Genomic DNA, 21,162 nt, shown 5'->3' with positions numbered 1-21,162 from the left:
AGAATGGCAATCGAAATTCATGTTCCAGACATTGGTGCAGATGAGGTTGAAGTAACTGAGATCCTAGTTAACGTAGGTGATACAGTTGAAGTTGATCAATCTCTTATTTCAGTTGAAGGTGATAAAGCTTCAATGGAAGTGCCAGCTGCACAAGCGGGTACAGTGAAAGAAATTAAAGTAGCAGAAGGCGACACTGTTGCAACTGGTTCTTTAATTATGATTTTTGATGCTGCGGGTGATGCACCTGCAGCAGCCGAGCCTGAAGCAACAGCAGCCCCTGCGGCTGCACCTGCTCCAGTAGCGGCGTCTGAATTAGTTGAGGTTCACGTACCAGACATCGGTGGTGACGAAGTTGAAGTTACCGAAATCATGGTTGCCATAGGCGACGTGGTTGAAGCTGACCAATCAATCTTAAATGTAGAAGGCGACAAGGCTTCTATGGAAGTACCAGCACCATTTGGCGGTACAGTGAAAGAAGTGAAGGTTGAAGTTGGCGGCAAAGTATCAACGGGCTCGCTAGTATTCGTATTTGAAACGGGTGCATCTGCGCCGGCAGCTGTTGAAGCGGCTCCTGCGGCAGCGCCTGCTCCAGCAGATGCGGCTGAACTTAAAGAAGTTCACGTACCAGATATCGGCGGTGACGAAGTTGAAGTAACTGAAGTCATGGTTGCAGTAGGCGATGTGGTTGAAGCTGACCAATCAATCTTAAACGTAGAAGGCGACAAGGCCTCTATGGAAGTACCAGCACCGTTTGCTGGTACTGTTAAAGAAGTTAAGGTTGAAGTTGGCGGTAAAGTGTCGACTGGTTCATTGGTATTTGTATTTGAAACGCAAGGCTCTGCACCAGCTCCTGCAGCGGCGCCAGCACCAACACAAGCGGCTCCGGCAGCATCTGCGGCAAAACCAGCGCCAGCAGCGGCACCTGCAGCTTCAGCACAAAAAGATGAATTTGTAGCGAACGACCAATACGCACATGCATCACCTGTAGTTCGTCGTCTAGCGCGTGAGTTTGGTGTAAACCTAGCGCGCGTTAAAGGTACGGGTCGCAAGAACCGTGTACTTAAAGAAGACGTACAAAACTACGTGAAAGAGTTAGTGAAGCAAGTTGAATCAGGTCAGCTATCTAAAGGTGGCAACACTGGCGGTGGCGAGCTAAACCTAATTCCTTGGCCAAAAGTAGACTTCAGCAAATTTGGTGAAGTTGAAGAGAAGAAACTTTCTCGTATTCAAAAGCTTTCTGGTGCAAACCTTCACCGTAACTGGGTACAGATCCCGCATGTTACGCAATTTGACGAAGCAGACATCACGACGCTAGAAGCATTCCGTAAAGAGCAGAATGTAATGGCTGAGAAGAAGAAAATGGGCGTGAAGATCACTCCATTAGTATTCGTAATGAAAGCCGCGGCAAAAGCTCTTGAAGAGTTCCCAACGTTTAACTCATCACTATCTGAAGATGGCGAAAGCTTAATTCTTAAAAAGTATGTAAACATTGGTATTGCAGTAGATACACCAAATGGTCTAGTTGTTCCTGTTGTACGTGACGTGAACAAAAAAGGCATTATTGAGTTATCTCGTGAATTGATGGAAATCTCTGGCAAAGCACGTGAAGGTAAACTAACTGCATCTGATATGCAGGGCGGTTGTTTCACGATTTCTAGCCTAGGTGGCATTGGTGGTACTGCGTTTACACCAATCGTAAATGCACCAGAAGTTGCTATCTTAGGTGTGTCTAAGTCTGACATGAAGCCTAAGTGGAATGGTAAAGATTTTGAGCCGCGCCTAATGGTGCCGCTAAGCTGTTCATACGACCACCGTGTAATTGACGGTGCGTTAGCAGCACGCTTTACTGCAACACTTGCAGCTTACCTGAGCGACATTCGCCAGTTAGTAATGTAAGAAAAGAGCTTAACGCATAACTTCGGTTATGCGTTTTGTTTATAGCAAATAGTATTAATTGAACGAAATCTGTTGAAAATTGCACGACATATGTAAACGGCAATGCTAGAATTTCGCGCAATATTAATTTATCTGCCCAAAGTCTTGTTAATTGAGATAAATAGGCAGGAGTTTGGGTGATACAATTCTCGTATTATCCCGTTCGAATAACAGTTAAGGTAATAACATGAGCAACGAAATCAAAACTCAAGTTGTTGTACTAGGCGGTGGTCCTGGTGGTTACTCTGCAGCATTCCGTGCTGCTGATTTAGGTTTAGATGTAACATTAATCGAATCACGCAATACTTTAGGTGGTGTGTGCTTAAACGTAGGTTGTATTCCTTCAAAAGCACTTTTACACGTAGCTAAAGTAATTGATGACGCAGCTGAAATGGCGTCTCACGGTGTTACTTTCGGTGCTCCTCAAATCGACCTAGACAAAATCCGTTCATGGAAAGAGTCTGTAATTGGTCAACTTACTGGCGGCCTAGACGGCATGGCTAAAATGCGTAAAGTTAACGTAGTTAACGGTTACGGCAAATTCACAGGTTCTAACACCATTGCTGTTGAAGGCGAAAACGGTACAACTACTGTTACTTTCGATAATGCAATTATCGCTGCGGGTTCTCAACCTGTAAACCTACCTTTCATCCCTGAAGATGATCGTGTAATTGACTCAACAGGCGCGCTTGAACTTAAAGACGTTCCTGAAAAGCTACTTGTATTAGGTGGTGGTATCATCGGTTTAGAGATGGGTACTGTTTACCGTGCACTAGGTTCACAAATCGACGTAGTTGAATTTGCTGATCAACTAGTACCAGCAGCTGATAAAGACGTTATCAAGATTTACCAAAAGTACGTTAAGAACAAGTTCAACGTAATGCTTTCTACTAAAGTGGTTGCTGTTGAAGCGAAAGAAGACGGTCTATACGTTTCATTTGAAGGTAAAAACGCACCAGCTGAAGCTGTTCGTTACGACAAAGTACTTGTTGCTGTTGGCCGTACTCCGAATGGTAAACTACTTGACGCTGAAAAAGCAGGCGTTGCAGTTGATGAGCGTGGCTTTATCAACACTGACAAGCAAATGAAGACAAACGTAAACCACATCTTTGCGATTGGTGATATCGTTGGTCAACCAATGCTTGCACACAAAGCGGTTCATGAAGCACACGTTGCTGCTGAAGTTATCTCTGGTAAGAAGCATTACTTCGATCCTAAGTGTATTCCTTCAATCGCATACACAGATCCAGAAATCGCATGGGTAGGTGTAACTGAGAAAGAAGCAAAAGAGCAAGGCCTTAAAATTGAAACTGCGGTATTCCCGTGGGCAGCATCTGGCCGTGCAATCGCTTCAGCACGTACTGAAGGTTCAACAAAGCTTATCTTCGATAAAGACTCAGGTCGCGTTATCGGTGGTGCTATGGTTGGTATCAACGCAGGTGAAATGCTTGGCGAAATCGGCCTAGCAGTTGAAATGGGCGCAGATGGTGAAGACTTAGCGTTAACAATTCACGCTCACCCAACACTGAACGAATCAATCGGTCTAGCTGCTGAAATTTTCGAAGGTTCAATCACTGACCTTCCAAACAAAAAAGCAGTTAAAAAGAAGTAATCTAGTGCTTCTTTAGAAAAACCCAGCCAATGTGCTGGGTTTTTTATTGTCTGGATTTTGTACATCGGCTTAGTATTAGCTCAAAGCGCCAAAAAACGTTAGAATACGCCGCTTGTTTGGGAGAGGTCGATTGAAAAATTCAGTATTAGCACTTAGGCAACAACAGATCGCTGCAGCAAAGCGTGAATATAAAGCGCGCGGTTCAAAATTATCGCGCTGTGAGCATTGTTTGTTATCTGAAACCTTATGTATTTGTGATGGTATCGAAGAGGCAAATTGTGATGCTGCAGTTTGTTTGCTGATGTATCACAATGAGAGTTTTAAGCCCTCAAATACAGGACGTTTAATTGCTGATATTGTGCCTGACAATTATGCGTTTCGTTGGGATAGAACGGAACCTGATAAAGCGCTTTTAGATTTATTACAAAGTGATAAATACCAGCCCTTTATTGTGTTTCCTGAAGATAATATGCCAGTAGACCGGGTTGTTAAACAGGTCAGTCGTATTGCAGGTAAAAAACCGTTATTTGTATTTTTAGATGGTACTTGGCGTGAAGCGAAGAAAATGATTCGCAAAAGCCCTTATCTGGACGGTTTCCCGATTTTATCTATTAGCCCTGAAAAGCTCTCTGAATATCATTTACGTGTTGCCGCATTTGAGCACCAATTGGGTACCGCTGAAGTGGCCATTATGGTGTTGGAGCTTGCAGGAGAGCTTGATGCGTCTCAAAAGTTAGAGCGTCACTTTATTGATTTTAGAAATGCTTACCTAAAGGGTAAGCGCAGTAAATTAGTGCCGTAATAACGGGATTAAAATTTGAAGTTTGGCATTGCTGTTTTTAGAAATGAGCAATTTCCTAAAGCTAAAGGGTAAACGCATTAAATTAGTGGCTTAAAGCGCATATTCAAAACGTGATAAGTGAATTTTAGGCAAATAAAAAGCGCAGCTTAAAGCTGCGCCTTAACGGAATCTTATTAGCGTCCTGCTATGCACATATCGTTGTTTGATTAGTGCAATCCTTGATATCCCTATTTTGACATGACTCGTCAATGAGCTAAATCCGTGCTCAATCCATCTATCCTATTTACAATCCTGTAAGAAAATCCGTTTAAGGTCCACATCCTGTAAACCATCAATTCCCTTGGCATCCTAGCCCAAAATCCATCTAGTAAATCCTACCAGCTCCTGCCGCTTACTAATCCTAAGTAAGGTCAATTCAGTCCATTTCCTTTTGACAGTGTTAATTCTAGAGCAGTGGTTGTTGAATAAAACTATATAAAATGGCTTGGTAAATTTGTTTTATTGCTGAAATATAGAGTTTGACGTGGTTATATATTTATAAAACAAAGTGTTAACTATTTTGGGTGCGTGTGTGCACCTAGTTTTTTGAGATAAGTAGGAGTGTTCTGTGAGATATATCCTACAGTTAAATTCGCTAATGTCTTTTGCTCTTCTAACTGAAAATTGTTTTCATTTAATTAAATTGAGTGCATTTAACGCTGTACATTCAATATCAGATAGATACAATTCAAGTGATAATACTTCTTATTAATGGTTCTAGAATATGAAAAAAGCAATCGCATTACTCGCACTGCTAGCAGCTGGTGAAGTTGCAGCAAAAGATGTTGTTAATATTTACTCTTATCGTCAGGGCTTTTTAATTGAACCTATTCTGCAAGAGTTCACAAAAGAGACAGGTATTGAAACAAAAGTTGTTTTTGCCAAAAAAGGTTTAATTGAAAAACTTAAAAAAGAAGGTAAATACACGAAAGCCGATATGGTGCTTACGTCTAACTTTAGTGCGCTGTTACAGCTTGAAGATGAAGGCTTAGTGCAACCGATTAAAAGTAACGTAATCGAAAAAAATGTACCAAAGCAATTTCGTGATGACGAAGGAAATTGGGTTGCACTGACTAAACGTGTACGTAATGTTTACTCGTCTAAAGAGCGTGTTGGTAAGTTAGACACGTTAACCTATGAAGATCTCGCTAAACCTGAATACAAAGGCAAAATTTGTATGCGTTCAGGTAAGCACCCTTATAACTTGGGCTTAGTTGCTTCTATGATTGCGCATCATGGCGAAGCAGAAGCGCGAGCGTGGTTAAAGGGCTTAAAAGCAAACCTAGCACGTAAGCCACAAGGTAACGACCGTGCACAAGTAAAAGCAGTAAAAGAGGGCTTGTGTGATGTAGCGCTCGGTAACAGTTATTACTTTGGTAAAATGCTGAACGATCCAAAGCAAGTGCCTTGGGCTGAGTCTGTGTACATTAACTTCCCAAATCAGCAAGATCGTGGCTCACATATCAATGTATCTGGTGCAGTTTTAACCAAGCATGGTAAAAATACGACTAACGCATTAAAATTAATCGAATTTATGACTGACAACAAAGCTCAGAGTATGTATGCTTCAGTGAATATGGAATATCCGGTAAAGACGGATGTTGAAGTGTCTGAGTTAGTGGCGTCTTGGGGCAAATTTAAGGAAGATGCACTGCCATTAACAAAGGTAAGTGAATACCGTCCATTGGCATTGAAGCTAATCGACGAGGTAAAATTTGATCTTTAATGCGCCTTAATTTTTCACTGTCTAAATGGCAGTTTATTGCTTTCGCGACAGGCTTTTGCCTGTCGCTTCCGTTATTGTTCCTGATTTTTGAATCCTTCCAGCCTGATAAGGAAGTCTTTGAACACTTAAAACAAACAGTATTGTGGGATTACACCTTTAATACCATAGTGTTGATTTTTGGCGTCTGCTTGCTCAGTTGTGTGATTGCGTTGCCACTAGCATGGCTTTGTGCCTACAGTGACTTTCCCGGTAAAAAGCATTTTGAGTGGGCATTGATGCTACCACTTGCAATGCCAACTTATATTATCGCCTATATTTATACCGACTTATTTGATTATGCGGGCCCCATTCAGTCATGGTTGCGCGCGGTTTTTGGCTGGCAATCACCGAGTGATTATTGGTTTTTTGATATTCGCACGCTCGGCGGTGCAATCGTAATGATTGCATTAGTGCTATATCCATATTTATTTTTGATTTTTAAAACCGCACTTAAAGAGCAATCTTATAAATTAGTTCAGGCCAGCCAAGTAATGGGTTACTCGCCTGTTAAAAGCTTTTTTAAAGTATCGATTCCGTTAGGGCGTGGCGCAATTGCTGCGGCATTAGCACTTATCAGCATGGAATCAATGGCTGATTTTGCAACGGTAAATTATTTTGCAGTAAGTACCCTGACAACGGCAGTATACGATACCTGGCTTGGTTACTATTCACTCACGGCGGCAGCGAAAATCTCCGGCATTATGTTACTGTTTTTGTTTGTCGTGATAGGCGTAGAGAAATTTAGCCGACGCAACCAAGCGGTATTTGAACGTGGTGCAAGCGAAAATAACGGACCGCTTTATTACCTATCGGGAAAATCAGCATGGTTAGCAACAGCCTATTGTGCATTAATACTTTTTGCTGGGTTTGTGCTGCCAATTCTTATTTTGATGAGCTACGCAGTGAGCTATTTTAGTGAAGCGTTCAATAGCGATGCGTTTTTATATGCTTGGCAGAGCTTAAAAATAGCGCTAATCGTTAGTTTCGTTTGCGTTGCTTTAAGTGTGCTGGTGAATTTCTATCAACGTTCAAGCTTATCGCGCTGGGCAGGTGTGCCAGGCAAAGTTGCCAGTACTGGTTATGCATTGCCTGGCACCGTATTAGCAATAGCAGTGCTACTGCCGCTCACCGCACTTGATCAACAGCTCAATATTTTTGCCGAATCAACACAGTGGTTTGCCGAACCAGGATTGTTGTTTAGTGGTTCTATTTTTGCCTTAATGTTTGCTTACGTAGTGCGCTTTTATGCGATTTCACAAGGTGCCATTGAATCTAGCTATGCGCGTATTTCACCATCGCTCGATATGGCAAGTCATTCAATGGGCGTAAGTGCAGGCAATACCTTGCGCCGAGTGCATATGCCACTGCTTAAGCGCGGTATGCTTACTGCTGGTTTAATTGTATTTATTGAATGTATGAAAGAGTTACCTGCGGCACTGTTATTACGCCCTTTTGACTTTGAAACGCTGGCAACCTATGTTTTCCAATACGTCAGTGATGAGCAACTTGAGCTTGCCTCAGTGTCGGCGTTATTTATCGTACTTGTCGGTTTAATCCCTTTATATTTAGTTAATAACACTATGGAAGCTAAAGCATCTCATGAGTAATTTGTCGATTAACAATTTAGAATATAGCTACAATGGCAAACCGATCTTAAAAGATTTGTCATTGCAGGTAAAAGACAATGAAATTGTGTGTTTACTCGGTGCAAGTGGCTGTGGCAAAACCACCACGTTAAAAGCAATTGCTGGCTTGTTGAAACCTAGCAAAGGCGATATTTCGATTGCGCAAGTTGCGGTTAACGGTGATTCGCTTTATGTGCCGCCACAAGAGCGCAATATCGGTATGATGTTTCAAGACTATGCGTTGTTTCCTCATTTAACCGTTGAGCAAAACATTGCGTTTGGCTTACACAAAGAATCCTCGAGTGTACGCAACGAGCGTGTTAAAGAAATGCTGTCACTGATTAAGCTAGAGGCATTTGCCGAGCGATATCCTCACCAATTATCTGGTGGTCAGCAACAGCGCGTGGCCATTGCTCGCGCACTGGCATATAAACCGAGTTTATTATTGCTTGATGAACCATTTTCCAATATCGATCACCAAGTACGCTTTCAATTAATTGATGATATTCGCCGTATTATTAAAGATCAGCAAGTTTCCGCTATTTTTGTAACCCATTCCAAAGAGGAAGCTTTTGCCTTTGCTGATAAATTGGCGATCATGGAAGAGGGCAAAATTGCACAATTGGGCACAGCAGAAGCACTTTATCGCAAACCTGCGACAAAAGGTGTTGCGGCATTTTTAAGTGCTGGTATTTTTATCGATGCAGAAGCGACATCGAGCACTGAATTTAAAACTGAGTTTGGTACCATTACTTCACTTGAACCTGTTACCAATGACCAAAATGAAGTGTCAGGAAAAGGCTGTATATACTTAAAGCCTCAATATTTAACTTTAAGCGAAAACGAACAAGGAGTAGGCGAGTTTGTTGCGAGCCGTTTTGTTGGTAACCGCTATTTATGTCGTGTAAAACTAGGGCAACAAGAACTTGAAATTCCATGCGCGCAACATCAGCGCTATGCTTATGGTCAGCGATTAGCTATTGATGTTCGTCCGCATTTGGTTAATTATTTCGCTTATACTAATAACAATTAAGTAGGAAACCCGCTATGCCACAAGCGCAATCAGGAGTTTGTGCTGAAGCCAATTTACATGGTGTGCATTTATTTTTAAATGTATTAGATGGCCAAGAACTCAGCTTGTCGAAAAAATTGGCAAGTATTATTGATATGCAAGAGCGGTTTGATCACGAATTTTCAGAAGCGCTTGTGTCGTGTGTTGTGGCGATAGGTTCGCAATTCTGGCCACATATTTACCCCAGTAAAATGCCAAAAACCTTGGCAGGCTTTCCACAATTTGAACATATTGAGCATGCTACGCCGTCACGTCCAATAGATTTAATGATTCAAATTAGGGCAGATCGTCTTGATGTAGTTCATTTGTTTGTGATGGAAGTGATTGAATTACTGAGTGGTGATATTGAGCTGATTGACCAAGTTAAGTGTTTTCATTATTTAGATGGTCGTGACCTAAATGGCTTTATTTATGGTGTTGCCAATCCCCATGGTCGCAAAAAGCAGCTTGTTGCTTTAGTGGGGGATGAAGACGTTGCATTTTCTGCAGGCAGTTATATTCATGTGCAGCGTTATCGTTATGATTTAAAGGCATGGCAAGAAATCTCAAAAGCTGAACAAGAAATTGTAATGGGTCGAATGGCTAATTCTAACCAAGCGGTTAGCTGCGCTCCGGAAAACAGTCATAGTGCTCGTACAGAACTTTACGATGACCATGGCAATGCATTATTTTTAAATCAAGGCATGCCATTTGCTGATATTAACCAACAGGGCTTTTTATTTATTAGCTGTGCAAACAATGGCTATGCGTTTCAAACGCTTCTCAAACACCGTTTAGGCTACATTGATGATAATGGCCCAGATATGTGGCTAGAGTTTGCGAAAAGTGATTTTGGTGCGGCATTTTTTGCACCATCAGTGAATATGCTAAGGGAATTAGCTAGGTAGCAGAGAGTTCATCAATGAGGATGAACTCTCAAAAATAGAGTTACACGTTTTCAAATAAGTTTTTTACGCGTTCAAGCGTGACATCAATTTCTGAAATTTTTGCTGGCGCAATAAAAATCGTGTCATCACCGGCAATGGTGCCTAACACACCGTCTGCTTTGCCAAGTGAATCAAGCAAACGTGCAATTAGTTGTGCAGCACCTGGGCTGGTACGAATGATGATCATCATTTCGTTATGCATAATATCAATTACCAGTTGGCGCAGCGGACTTTTCGCTGTCGGTACACCCATTTCTGCAGGTAAACAATACACCATCTCTTGTTTTGCATTACGTGTGCGTACAGCACCAAATTTACTTAACATGCGAGACACTTTGCTCTGACTAATATTGTCAAAACCCATATCTTTTAAGGCATCAACAATCTCGCCTTGTGAACCAAAGTTTTCTTCTTTTAAAAGGGCTTTGAACGCTTTAACCAGCGCTTCTTGTTTATCTTGTATTTGCATGTGAACGGGCTGTTTAACCAATTGATGGACGTTACCTTAAATTTTACACAAGTTAGGGTTAAATGCATTAATAAAATCGTCATCTTAATTCAATTAGAGTTGAATTAATCTCAATGAAAACGCGATTTTTTTAATTGATAGCGTTGTCAACTAATCTAGTCGGATAAAGTTTACAACTATGGTCGAGATTTATATAAAAAATACCTGTTTTATTTGTTTTTATGCGCACTTTTCATTATCTTTATGGCACTTTTTTAAATACCTACCTCTAATCACGGAGAATTCACATGAAAGTTGCAGTTTTAGGCGCAGCTGGTGGTATCGGCCAGGCCCTTTCTTTATTACTTAAAACACAATTACCAGCTGGTTCTGAGCTATCGTTATATGATGTAGCGCCAGTTGTTCCAGGTGTTGCTGTTGACCTATCACATATCCCAACTGCAGTTAAAGTTGAAGGTTTTGGTAAAGACGATTTAGATGCAGCACTTGCTGGCGCAGATATCGTAATTATTCCAGCAGGTATGCCGCGTAAGCCGGGTATGGACCGTGCAGACTTATTCAATGTTAATGCAAGCATTGTTAAAACACTTGCTGAAGGCATTGTTAAAAACTGTCCTAAGGCGCTTGTAGGTGTTATCACTAACCCTGTAAACGGCACTGTACCAATCGTTGCTGAAGTATTCAAAAAAGCAGGTACTTACGAAGCTAACCGTGTATTCGGTGTAACAACACTAGACGTTATCCGTTCAGAAGCGTTCATCGCTGAACTTAAAGGCGTAGACGTTGCTTCTGTTAAAGTACCAGTAATCGGTGGTCACTCAGGTACAACTATTCTTCCACTTCTTTCACAAGTTGAAGGTGTTGAGTTCACAGCAGAAGAAGTTGAAGCACTTACTCCACGTATTCAAAACGCAGGTACTGAAGTTGTTAACGCAAAAGCGGGTGGCGGTTCAGCGACACTTTCAATGGGCGCAGCAGCTGCACGTTTCACTCAGTCTTTAGTTAAAGGCTTACAAGGTGAAGAAGGTGTTATCGACTACGCATACGTTGCAATCGACGGTGGTGACGCTGCATACTTCGCACACCCAGTACGTTTAGGCAAAAACGGTGTTGAAGAAATCCTTTCTTACGGTGAGCTTAGCGCATTCGAAGAGAAAGCAAAGAACGACATGCTTGAAACGCTTAACAAAGACATTCAAGAAGGTATCGACTTCATCAACGGTTAATTCCGAGATAAGTTGTTACAGTAAAGAAGGCCGCAATTGCGGCCTTTTTTGTATCTTAATTGATAAAAAATAAAAGGCGCTTTATACGCCTTTTATTTTTTAATGCTTATTAACCTTGTTTGCTTGCAACCCAATCGTTTACAAAGCCTTCAAGAGTATTAAGCGGCACTGGACCGCTCTTAAGCACTACATCGTGGAATTCACGAATATCGAACTTTTCACCAAGTTGCTTTTTCGCGCTTTCACGTAATTCTACAATCTTGATCATACCGATTTTGTACGCCGTTGCTTGTGATGGCATTACAATGTGACGCTCTACCATCTTAACGCCGTCTGAGGTTGCATTTGGCGTGTTATTTACGTAGTAGTCGATACCTTGTTGGCGCGTCCACTTCATCGCGTGAATACCTGTATCTACTACTAAGCGACATGCACGCCATAACTCCATCGCTAAGCGACCAAAGTCTGAGTAGGGGTCTTCGTATAAGCCCATTTCTTTAGGCACCATTTCAGAGTATAAACCCCAGCCTTCAACGTATGCTGTGTAACCGCCAAATTTACGGAATTTAGGAACGCCTTCAAGCTCTTGCGCGATAGCAATTTGCATGTGGTGGCCTGGAATACCTTCATGGTAAGCAAGCGCTTCCATTTGGTAAGTTGGCATCGCTTCCATATCGTACAGGTTGGCATAGTAAATACCAGGGCGTGAGCCATCTGGCGCAGGTTGCTGGTAAAATGCTTTACCTGCTGCTTTTTCACGAAATGCTTCAACACGTTTTACAATCATGTCGGCTTTTGGCTTAACGATAAATAACTCATCAAGGCGCGACTTCATGTTATCGATCATTGCTGTCGCATCAGCAAGGTATTTTGCTTTACCTTCTTCCGTGTTTGGCAAGTAGAACTGCTTGTCGGTTTTCATGAATTCCATGAATGCTTTTAAGTCGCCTTTAAAGCCAACTTTATCTTTGATTTCACGCATTTCATCATGAATACGTGCAACTTCAGCTAAACCAATCGCGTGAATTTCTTTTGCCGTAAGATCGGTTGTTGTCGTGCGTGCTAATGCATTGTTGTAGTAAGCTTCACCTTGCGGGAACTTCCAAGCACCATCGCGGTTATCAGCGCGAGATTCTAAACCAATTAAGTAGCTGATAAGCGATTCATAGGCAGGACCAACTGCAGTTTTAAGCGCATTTGTTGCATCAGTGATAAGAGCGTCTTTTTCAGCTTGTGCGATTTCTAACTTTGCCACTTTGCGTTTAAAGTCAGCAAGCAGGGTTGAATCTTCACCAGTAGTGAAAGGCGCACCTTTCAAAATGTTTTTGCTTGAATCAATTACATGTGGGAACACGAATTTAGGCGCGATAATGCCTTTTTCAGCACGAGTTTCTAAATCTTTTTCAAGTTGTTCAAATACGGTTGGTACACCATTTAAACGAGAAATATACGCTTTTGCATCACTTAAATCGGCAATTTGATGTTGGTTAATCAAAAATGCAGGGATCATTGAGTGTGTGCCATACATTTGATTTACTGGATACGTGTGGTAGCGCCATTTAAAGTCATCAATGCTTTGTACTAAACGCTGTTCCATTAAGTCATAGCTAACTTGTGTCGTGCTATCTAGCTTGCTGCGGTCAAATGCGCGCAGCGTTTCAAGGTCTTTTTTCGCAAGCGCTAAATCTTCTAACGCACGTGCTTCAGAACCGTCGTCCCATTTGTCATAGTCTTTTTTGATGCCCATGTAGGTTTGGTAAACAGGGCTGCGCATTACGCCGCGCATAAAAACTTCTTCAAAGAACGCGTTTGCACGTTCGCTTTCTGATTGTTGTTTAACGACTTCAGCAGTTGTATCTTGTGTTGTTGCTGGTGTTTGACAACCAACTAAAAAAACAGAGCTGATTGCTGCTGCAATTAATGAGCGCTTAAGCATTTTGTTTTACCTTTATAGTTATGACTTTATAACGAAGTATTTACTCAACGTTACTGTTTTACAGGGGTCGCTACAAACGACGTTACACAAATAATTGTAACAAGTCATTTAAAAAGCGGTGTCCTTTTGCGGTAACTTGCCAGATATTGTCGTTTTTTTGCATTAATCCTGCAGTAACCGCGTGATTTAAATTAGTTTCAACGTGTTCAAGTGGCAGCCCAGTAAACTCAACAAACTCGTTGATGTTGAATGATTCATGTAGGCGCAAGCGGTTCATGAAATATTCAAAAGGCAGTTCATCATTTGCTACGTGCCAGCTATCAAATAGGTATGGTCTGGTTAAGTTCATATAGCCTTTAGGATGTTTTACCTTAACAGTGCGTACCAGTTTTTGTGTTGTTAAATCGGTGATTTTGCCATGGGCGCCACAGCCAATACCCAAGTAATCACCAAAACGCCAGTAATTTAAATTATGCTGACATTGAAAGCCCGATTTGGCGTAGCCTGATATTTCATATTGCTCGTAACCTGCATCTGTTAACAGCTGGTGGCCTTGTTCTTGAATCTGCCACAAGGTTTCATCTTCAGGCAGTACAGGCGGTTTTGACGCAAATTGGGTATTAGGCTCAATGGTGAGTTGATACCACGAAATATGGGGCGGATTGAGCGCGATAACTTGTTTAAGATCATTCAGTGCATCATCGATGGATTGTTCTGGCAATCCATGCATTAAGTCCATATTAAAACTGTTTAAACCTATGGTCTTTGCCAATTTTGCTGCATTAATTGCTTCATCGGCATTATGAATACGGCCAAGGCTTTTTAGTTTGTCTTGTTGCAGCGATTGAACACCAATCGAAATACGATTAACGCCAGCTGCGCGGTAGCCAATAAAGCGCTCAGCTTCAACGGTACCTGGGTTAGCTTCAAGGGTAATTTCTATATCATTTGCAAATGGTATAAGGCGCTCAACACCTTGCAATAAAGTAGCTATAGCTTTTTCACTAAACAGGCTCGGTGTACCGCCACCGATAAATATACTAGTGAGTTTGCGGCCTTGCACATAAGCAAGGTCGGTTTTTAAATCATCTAGCAAGTGCTGTACGTAAGCTGATTCAGGAATATCTGACTTTACGCCATGACTATTAAAGTCACAGTAGGGGCACTTTTGCACACACCAAGGTATGTGTATATAAAGACTTAATGGTGGCAGTTTCATTAATTAGCCTTGAGCATGTCGAGCAGTTGATTAAGCGCCTTTCCGCGGTGGCTTAGGCTATTTTTAGTTGCTTTATCCAGCATTGCCGCGCTGCAATTTTTTTCATGACTAAAGAATATTGGGTCGTACCCAAAACCTTGTTCACCTTGACGCTCAGGTAAAATTTCACCTTGCCACACGCCTTGGCAAATTAAAGGGGTAGGGTCATCAGCGTGGCGCATTAATACTAATACACACCAGAAACGGGCTGTACGATTCGGATTATCGCCCAGTTCACTTAATAGCTTATCAATATTATCTGAGTCGTTGGCATTAACCCCTGCAAATCGTGCTGAGTAAATGCCCGGAGCACCGCCTAGGGCTTCAACTTCAAGACCGGAATCGTCGGCGATTGCCGGTAAGCCAGTAATCTTTGCCGCATGCCTTGCTTTGATTATGGCATTTTCAATAAATGTGGTGCCGGTTTCAGCAACTTCTGGCACATCAAACTCTGATTGTGCGACTACTTCAATATTCAAACTAGCGAGTTTATCCGCAAGCTCAGCAACTTTACCTTGGTTACCCGTTGCCAAAACGATTTTTTCAAATGACATAAAACGAAATTTCTAAAGGAATGATGTTAGTTATTATATCAAGAGCGCACGGGTATTGCTTTGTGGATTTTATGAAATGTTATATTGTTACTTTTCAATGGGTTAGGGTCTGAGTGATTATTCTAAATGCCATAAATATGAAATCTTAGTTTAACAATAGATAAGTAGGCTATCGCAAATTTTAAATCATACGGGTACAAAATAATGAAAAAAACATGTGTCGCCCTAGCAGTTGCTAGCTTACTTATGACGGGTTGTGGTTCTGACGATAAAGAAATCGTAGAAGTAATTAAAGAAGTTGAAGTGATTAAAGAGGTGGAAGTACCACCAGTAGCTGTTACTGAAGTTAAAAACGTGATTTTAATGATTGGTGACGGTATGGGCCCTCAGCAAGTTGGCTTACTTGAAGAGTATGCGCGCCGCGCACCTAATTCAACGTACAGTGCTAAAAATGGTGTGACTGCGTTATCTAACTTTGCCAATCAAGGTGTAATGGGCTTGTCTCTTAATGCACCGCATGGTGATAATGGTAAGTTGGTTGTTGACTCAGCGTGTTCTGCAACACAATTAGCAACAGGCTTAGCGGCAGGTTCTGAAATGATTGGCCTTGATGACCAAGGTAATATCGTTGAAACCATTTTAGAAAAGGCGAAAAAAGCAGGTAAAGCAACAGGCTTAGTATCAGATACTCGCATTACCCATGCAACACCAGCGGCATTTGCCGCGCACCAACCACATCGTTCGTTAGAACCCGCGATTGCTGAAGAGCTAATCGAAAGTGGTAATGTTGATGTATTACTTTCAGGTGGTGCTCGCGTATTCTTACCGTCTGATATTAAAACGGATGCAGCAGATCGTGACGTTATGAGTGCACTTGGCGCACCTGAGTCGGTGTATAAAAAATCAAAGCGTAGCGACAACCGTAACTTAGTCGTTGAAGCGAAAGAGCAGTTTGGTTATGAACTAGCGTTTGATAAAGCGCAGCTAGCTGCAACAGAAACAACTAAACTACTTGGTTTGTTCGCAAACTCGGGTATGGCTGACGGTATTGCCTACTCAGCATGTAAAGAAGCAAATAACTGTTCTCAACCATCGCTTAAAGAAATGACTAAAAAGGCACTTGATGTGCTTTCTAAAGATGAAGATGGCTTCTTCCTAATGATTGAAGGTGGTCAGATTGACTGGGCAGGACACGCGAACGATGCGGGTTGGATGCTACATGAACTATTAAAGTTTGATGAAGCGGTAGAAGCGGTTTACGAATGGGTAAAAGATCGTAACGATACGCTGGTTGTTGTAACAGCTGACCATGAAACTGGTAGCTTTGGTTTTAGTTACTCACGTTACAATATGCCTGAAGCAACAACACTTCCAGGCGATGGCATGCAAGGTCGCGACTACAAGCCTAACTTCAACTTTGGTGATTTAAGCCACTTAGAAATGTTGTATAAGCAGTCGGGTACTTTCTACAACATGCTTGATATGGCAAACGCAGATTGGAACTTCGACGCTGCAACAGCAAACGATTGGATGACTGCAATCAATAACTACAGCGCGTATAAAGTGACACTAGAGGAAGCTGAGAAAGTAGGTGAGCGTGAAAACAACCCTTACTATGACCCAGATCACTCTTATCAAAGTGCTGATGTAACGCCAAAGTTTGACGACTTTAATGAGTTTTATGTATACGCAGACGAAGACCACACTGCAAAAATTGGTCGTGCACTTGCTCGTCACCAAAATGTTGTTTGGGGTACAGGTACACATACAGCCGCACCTGTTCCAGTTTATGCTTTTGGTCCTGAAGGTGTAACTAAACAGTTCTCAACCATGCAACACCATGTTGATATTGGTCAGAAAATGATGGCAGCGCTTGGCTTGTAAACTCGCTTTAAGAGTAACACTAGCCAATAACAAAAAAGCGCCGTAAGGCGCTTTTTTAATGTGTAGATTAATTTGTTTAAGAAAAAATATTAGGGTCTGTTGATCTTTGCTGTTCTATTTTTGTTCTGTTTGAGCGTGCTTTTATCGCGGCGCTCGATGTGTGGCCTAGTAATCTAAGCGAATATCGAGCAACAATGAGAAAAGTGCGCTCAAAAGAACCGTTCGGCAGCGCTTGATTGGCTTTTCTACTGTGTTATCGGCTGGCTCACATAGAATAACTATGCCACGCAGCCTCTGCCTTGTATAAAACCCAATCAAACTGCTGCAAAAACGAACTTGAAAGGTCAGCAGACCCTAATCAACATAAAATTTTTGTTGAAAGCTGAGTACTTCGCTTTTATTTTGCCCTTTAATATCAAGCTTAAAGCGATACAGCTCTTCATTACTGTAGCCTAGTTCTGCAATATAGTAAATTGCATCACCATCGATGATTTCTTTAAATGCGAGCGTTTCATTGTGACCAAGTAAGTTTTTGGCAGTGCCTGAAATAGCGACTTTTTGTGCTTTTTTCGTTGCTTTATCCAATACTGAAATATTGATAACCGCATTGTAGTTACTGCGCTCAATACCATAGTGTTGCGCTATTTTTGGTTGCAATACAGTTGATGGAAAAGCAATGTAATGCACTTGCCAGTTACCAAGCTCTTTGTATTGACCACCTTGCTCGGTATTCGCTAAAACGCTTGTAGCCATAAATGCACAAAATGCTAAACAAAGTGAAATTAGGGTTTTCATAATCCGCCCCTTAAATTAAGTATTAATATTAGTATAGATGACAAAAAAGCCGCATTCTGCGGCTTTTTTATTCTACCTGAATTTATTCGCTTTTATCTAAATAAATCAAGGAATAAGATTTGCAGAAACTGTAATCCAATAATCAGCACTAAGATTGATAAATCTAACCCGCCAATTGGTGGAATGATTTTTCTAATCGGGCGTAACATTGGCTCAGTGAGTTGATGGAAAATCGCTTCGATTGGGTTATGTCCTTGGCTTACCCAGCTTAAAATTGCTCGGATAATTAGTACCCAAAAGGCCAAGTTTAAACCTTCTTTGATCACAGTAATCAAACTGCCAACCAATACAGTAACAGGTTCAATTCCACCAAAGAAAAGCAGTGAAATGGTCACTATTTTGAGCGCTGCGACAATCAGCGCAAGCACTAATGAGGCAAGATCAAAACCGCCAAGTCCAGGAATTACCTTGCGAATTGGGTTAAGTAAAGGGCTGGTGGCTTTTACTACAAACTGGCTGAGCGGATTATAGAAATCAGCACGCGCGGATTGTAGCCAAAAGCGCAGTAATACAACCATCAAGTACAAGTCAAAAACGACTTCAACTAAAAATCGAAACGCGTCATTCATTAAAATTCTTGCTCCATTTGTTGTGCGCGTGCGATACACGCATCCATCGCATCGGCGACAGTTTGCGTTAAGTTTTGCTGCTCTAAATGAGCAATTGCCGCGGCAGTTGTACCGCCTTTTGAAGTAACATTAGCACGTAACTGACTGATTGATAAGTCAGGCGATTTTGCCACCATATCGCTGGCACCTACAGCCACTTGCTGTACCAGCTCTCTTGCTTGTTCAGCGTTAAAACCGAGCTCTTTTGCTTTTTGTTCAATCGCTTCTAAGAACAAAAATACATACGCAGGAGATGAACCCGTTACCGCAATAATATCGTTAATTTGGTCTTCTTCTGAAAGCCACGTAACAATACCTGTTGCGCTAAATACCTCTGTAGCAAATTGTTTTTCTTGCTCACTGGTATTATTGCTGAACAAGCCGCTTACGCCTTTGCTTTGTAAGCTCGGGGTATTTGGCATGCAGCGGATCATCTTAACCGGGTGGTCTAGCATTTCTTGTAAACGCGCCACTTTAATGCCCGCCGCAACGGAAATAAACACTTTGTCTTGGTAGGCGATACCTGAATCTTTAATGGTTTGGCATAGGTCTGCCATCATTTGCGGTTTAACCGAGAGTACAACGTAATCGGCCTGTTCGATTGCTTTTATGTTGTCGTTAGTTACTTGAATACCAAAGTCATTGCCAACTTTGGCAAGTTTTTCTGCATTGCGGTTGGTTGCGATAATATTGTTTGGGGCAAAACCGCCATTGATTAATCCGCCAATAATGGCGTAACTCATATTACCGGTACCAATAAATGCAATGGTGTTTTGTGACATAGGAACTCTCTTTTTGGTTAATCGTTAGTTTCTTGGGCCAAAGATATCGGTGCCAATACGCACCATAGTGCTGCCTTGACTTATTGCTGCTTCAACATCGTTACTCATGCCCATTGAAAGCGTATCTATACTATCATATTGGGATTTCAATTGATTAAAACAAGTTTGCAGTTTGGCAAAGCTGTGTTGTTGCTCGTTTAGTGAATCGCTTTTTTTAGGAATGGCCATAACACCACGCAATACCAAGTTGTCAGATGTTGCAATGTACTGAGCTAACGCATCGACTTCTGATAGCGAACAGCCAGACTTGCTCTGCTCATCATCTATATTCACTTGTATAAGCACATTTAATTTAGCGCGTTCAGAGGGGCGTTGATCATTTAGGCGTCTGGCTATTTTAATGCGGTCGACACTTTGCACCCAGTTAAAATGAGCTGCTACTTGCGCGCTTTTATTCGATTGAATAGGACCGATAAAGTGCCATTCAATGTCGCTTAAATCGGATAATTCAGCGATTTTATCGACCGCTTCTTGTACGTAAGATTCGCCAAATTGACGTTGGCCAGCTTGGTAGGCCTCTCGTATTAAAGTGCTAGGCTTTGTTTTGCTGACCGCCAATAAAGCCACTTTTTGCCCTAAAATGTGAGAATTTTTTATCGCTTTTGCGATTCTGTCATAGGCTATTTTAAGTCGTTCTGCTATTGTAATCATATAATTATTCAAATAAGTAACTTAGTGGAGCAATCCAATGGACATTACTGAATTACTGGCATTCAGTGTGCAACATAATGCATCAGATTTACACTTATCATCAGGTGTTTCACCTATGATCCGCGTTGATGGCGACGTTCGAAGAATCAATATCCCCGCACTTGGACCAAAAGACGTAAACGGCTTAGTGTATGATATTATGAATGATAAGCAGCGAAAAGAATACGAAGAAAACTTAGAATGTGACTTTTCTTTCGAAGTGCCAAACCTAGCGCGTTTCCGTGTTAATGCCTTTAATTCTAACCGTGGTCCAGCCGCGGTATTTCGTACCATCCCAAGCACCGTTTTAACCCTTGATGACTTAGGCTGTCCTGAAATATTCAAAGATATTTCCAATAACCCACGTGGCTTAGTGTTGGTAACGGGACCGACAGGTTCGGGTAAATCAACAACGCTTGCCGCGATGATTGATTATATTAATTCGCATAAGCACCACCACGTACTTACCATTGAAGATCCTATCGAATTCGTACACGACAATAAGCAAAGCTTAATTAACCAACGTGAAGTACACCGTGATACGCACAGCTTTAATAACGCACTTCGCTCGGCGCTTCGTGAAGATCCAGATGTTATTCTGGTCGGTGAATTACGTGATTTAGAGACCATTCGCCTTGCAATGACCGCGGCAGAAACCGGTCACTTAGTATTTGGCACCTTGCACACCACCTCAGCACCAAAAACCATTGACCGTATTATCGACGTATTCCCAGGTGAAGAAAAAGACATGGTACGTTCAATGCTATCTGAATCGTTACGTGCTGTAATTTCACAAACACTCGTGAAAAAAGTAGGTGGCGGACGAATCGCAGCACACGAAATCATGATAGGTACCCCTGCTATTCGTAACCTTATTCGTGAAGATAAAATTGCGCAAATGTATTCATCGCTACAAACCGGTGCATCGCACGGCATGCAGACGATGGATCAGTGTTTAGGTAACTTGCTAAATCGCGGCTTAATTACACAGCAAGATGCATATGCAAAAGCCCACGATAAGAGCAACTTTGGCGCAGCAGGCGCACGATCTTACTAGGGGTAAA

17 protein-coding genes and 1 pseudogene are annotated in these 21,162 nt (G+C 41.8%); 10 read left to right on the top strand and 8 right to left on the bottom strand.

Annotated features, from left to right (window positions below; all coding sequences use genetic code 11):
* The first annotated feature begins 3 nt into the window (after window positions 1–3).
* The 7 genes from aceF to PSPO_RS10520 all read left to right on the top strand — a co-directional run bounded on the left by aceF (window position 4) and on the right by PSPO_RS10520 (window position 9,737).
* On the top strand, window positions 4–1,896 hold the full coding sequence (gene aceF, locus PSPO_RS10550; RefSeq protein ID WP_010561736.1) for a pyruvate dehydrogenase complex dihydrolipoyllysine-residue acetyltransferase: 1,893 nt from the start codon (window positions 4–6) through the stop codon (window positions 1,894–1,896).
* A gap of 226 nt (window positions 1,897–2,122) precedes the next feature.
* Window positions 2,123–3,547, top strand: coding sequence for a dihydrolipoyl dehydrogenase (lpdA, locus tag PSPO_RS10545; protein WP_010561735.1), 1,425 nt, complete (start codon window positions 2,123–2,125; stop codon window positions 3,545–3,547).
* 130 nt (window positions 3,548–3,677) lie between these two features.
* Window positions 3,678–4,349: a tRNA-uridine aminocarboxypropyltransferase gene (locus PSPO_RS10540; RefSeq protein ID WP_010561734.1), complete on the top strand. Its 672-nt coding sequence runs from the start codon at window positions 3,678–3,680 to the stop codon at window positions 4,347–4,349.
* A 763-nt stretch (window positions 4,350–5,112) separates the two neighbouring features.
* Window positions 5,113–6,114, top strand: coding sequence for a Fe(3+) ABC transporter substrate-binding protein (locus PSPO_RS10535; RefSeq protein ID WP_010561733.1), 1,002 nt, complete (start codon window positions 5,113–5,115; stop codon window positions 6,112–6,114).
* A complete protein-coding gene (locus PSPO_RS10530; protein WP_010561732.1) occupies window positions 6,114–7,760 on the top strand; it encodes an ABC transporter permease in 1,647 nt (548 codons plus the stop codon). The genes PSPO_RS10535 and PSPO_RS10530 overlap by 1 nt, the downstream gene beginning before the upstream one ends.
* Entirely contained in the window at window positions 7,753–8,811 is a 1,059-nt protein-coding gene (locus PSPO_RS10525) for an ABC transporter ATP-binding protein (protein ID WP_010561731.1), read from the top strand. The genes PSPO_RS10530 and PSPO_RS10525 overlap by 8 nt, the downstream gene beginning before the upstream one ends.
* 14 nt (window positions 8,812–8,825) lie before the next feature.
* Entirely contained in the window at window positions 8,826–9,737 is a 912-nt protein-coding gene (locus PSPO_RS10520) for a Dyp-type peroxidase (protein WP_010561730.1), read from the top strand.
* A gap of 40 nt (window positions 9,738–9,777) precedes the next feature.
* On the opposite strand, the gene argR is transcribed toward PSPO_RS10520, so the two are convergent.
* Complete coding sequence (gene argR, locus PSPO_RS10515; RefSeq protein ID WP_010561729.1) at window positions 9,778–10,245, bottom strand: transcriptional regulator ArgR; 468 nt, start codon at window positions 10,243–10,245, stop codon at window positions 9,778–9,780.
* A 287-nt stretch (window positions 10,246–10,532) separates the two neighbouring features.
* Here argR and mdh point away from each other — a divergent pair, with 287 nt between their 5' ends.
* Window positions 10,533–11,471, top strand: coding sequence for a malate dehydrogenase (gene mdh, locus PSPO_RS10510; protein ID WP_010561728.1), 939 nt, complete (start codon window positions 10,533–10,535; stop codon window positions 11,469–11,471).
* 109 nt (window positions 11,472–11,580) lie between these two features.
* Here mdh and PSPO_RS10505 read toward each other — a convergent pair whose 3' ends face one another.
* The 3 genes from PSPO_RS10505 to rdgB all read right to left on the bottom strand — a co-directional run bounded on the left by PSPO_RS10505 (window position 11,581) and on the right by rdgB (window position 15,219).
* Complete coding sequence (locus PSPO_RS10505) at window positions 11,581–13,407, bottom strand: DUF885 domain-containing protein (protein WP_010561727.1); 1,827 nt, start codon at window positions 13,405–13,407, stop codon at window positions 11,581–11,583.
* A gap of 82 nt (window positions 13,408–13,489) precedes the next feature.
* Complete coding sequence (hemW, locus tag PSPO_RS10500; protein ID WP_010561726.1) at window positions 13,490–14,626, bottom strand: radical SAM family heme chaperone HemW; 1,137 nt, start codon at window positions 14,624–14,626, stop codon at window positions 13,490–13,492.
* On the bottom strand, window positions 14,626–15,219 hold the full coding sequence (gene rdgB, locus PSPO_RS10495; protein WP_010561725.1) for an RdgB/HAM1 family non-canonical purine NTP pyrophosphatase: 594 nt from the start codon (window positions 15,217–15,219) through the stop codon (window positions 14,626–14,628). The genes hemW and rdgB overlap by 1 nt, the downstream gene beginning before the upstream one ends.
* A gap of 204 nt (window positions 15,220–15,423) precedes the next feature.
* On the opposite strand from rdgB, the gene PSPO_RS10490 reads away from it, so the two are divergent.
* Complete coding sequence (locus tag PSPO_RS10490) at window positions 15,424–17,103, top strand: alkaline phosphatase (RefSeq protein ID WP_010561724.1); 1,680 nt, start codon at window positions 15,424–15,426, stop codon at window positions 17,101–17,103.
* Between the two features lie 354 nt (window positions 17,104–17,457).
* On the opposite strand, the gene PSPO_RS10485 is transcribed toward PSPO_RS10490, so the two are convergent.
* The 4 genes and pseudogenes from PSPO_RS10485 to PSPO_RS10470 form a co-directional block, all read right to left on the bottom strand.
* Complete coding sequence (locus PSPO_RS10485; protein WP_010561723.1) at window positions 17,458–17,898, bottom strand: DUF4426 domain-containing protein; 441 nt, start codon at window positions 17,896–17,898, stop codon at window positions 17,458–17,460.
* A gap of 92 nt (window positions 17,899–17,990) precedes the next feature.
* On the bottom strand, window positions 17,991–18,527 hold the full coding sequence (locus tag PSPO_RS10480) for a YggT family protein (protein WP_010561722.1): 537 nt from the start codon (window positions 18,525–18,527) through the stop codon (window positions 17,991–17,993).
* Window positions 18,527–19,357: pseudogene (proC, locus tag PSPO_RS10475) on the bottom strand (pyrroline-5-carboxylate reductase); the annotation flags it as partial. The pseudogene proC and the gene PSPO_RS10480, both read right to left, overlap by 1 nt.
* A gap of 15 nt (window positions 19,358–19,372) precedes the next feature.
* A complete protein-coding gene (locus tag PSPO_RS10470) occupies window positions 19,373–20,059 on the bottom strand; it encodes a YggS family pyridoxal phosphate-dependent enzyme (RefSeq protein WP_010561720.1) in 687 nt (228 codons plus the stop codon).
* Between the two features lie 37 nt (window positions 20,060–20,096).
* Between PSPO_RS10470 and PSPO_RS10465 the strand changes: the two genes are divergently transcribed.
* Window positions 20,097–21,155, top strand: coding sequence for a type IV pilus twitching motility protein PilT (locus PSPO_RS10465; RefSeq protein ID WP_010561719.1), 1,059 nt, complete (start codon window positions 20,097–20,099; stop codon window positions 21,153–21,155).
* Window positions 21,156–21,162: the final 7 nt, after the last annotated feature.

Origin of the sequence: Pseudoalteromonas spongiae UST010723-006 (assembly GCF_000238255.3) — a bacterium.
Lineage (GTDB): Bacteria > Pseudomonadota > Gammaproteobacteria > Enterobacterales > Alteromonadaceae > Pseudoalteromonas > Pseudoalteromonas spongiae.
The sequence above is the reverse complement of the archived record's forward strand: the minus strand, read 5'-3'. Positions and strand labels throughout refer to the sequence as shown.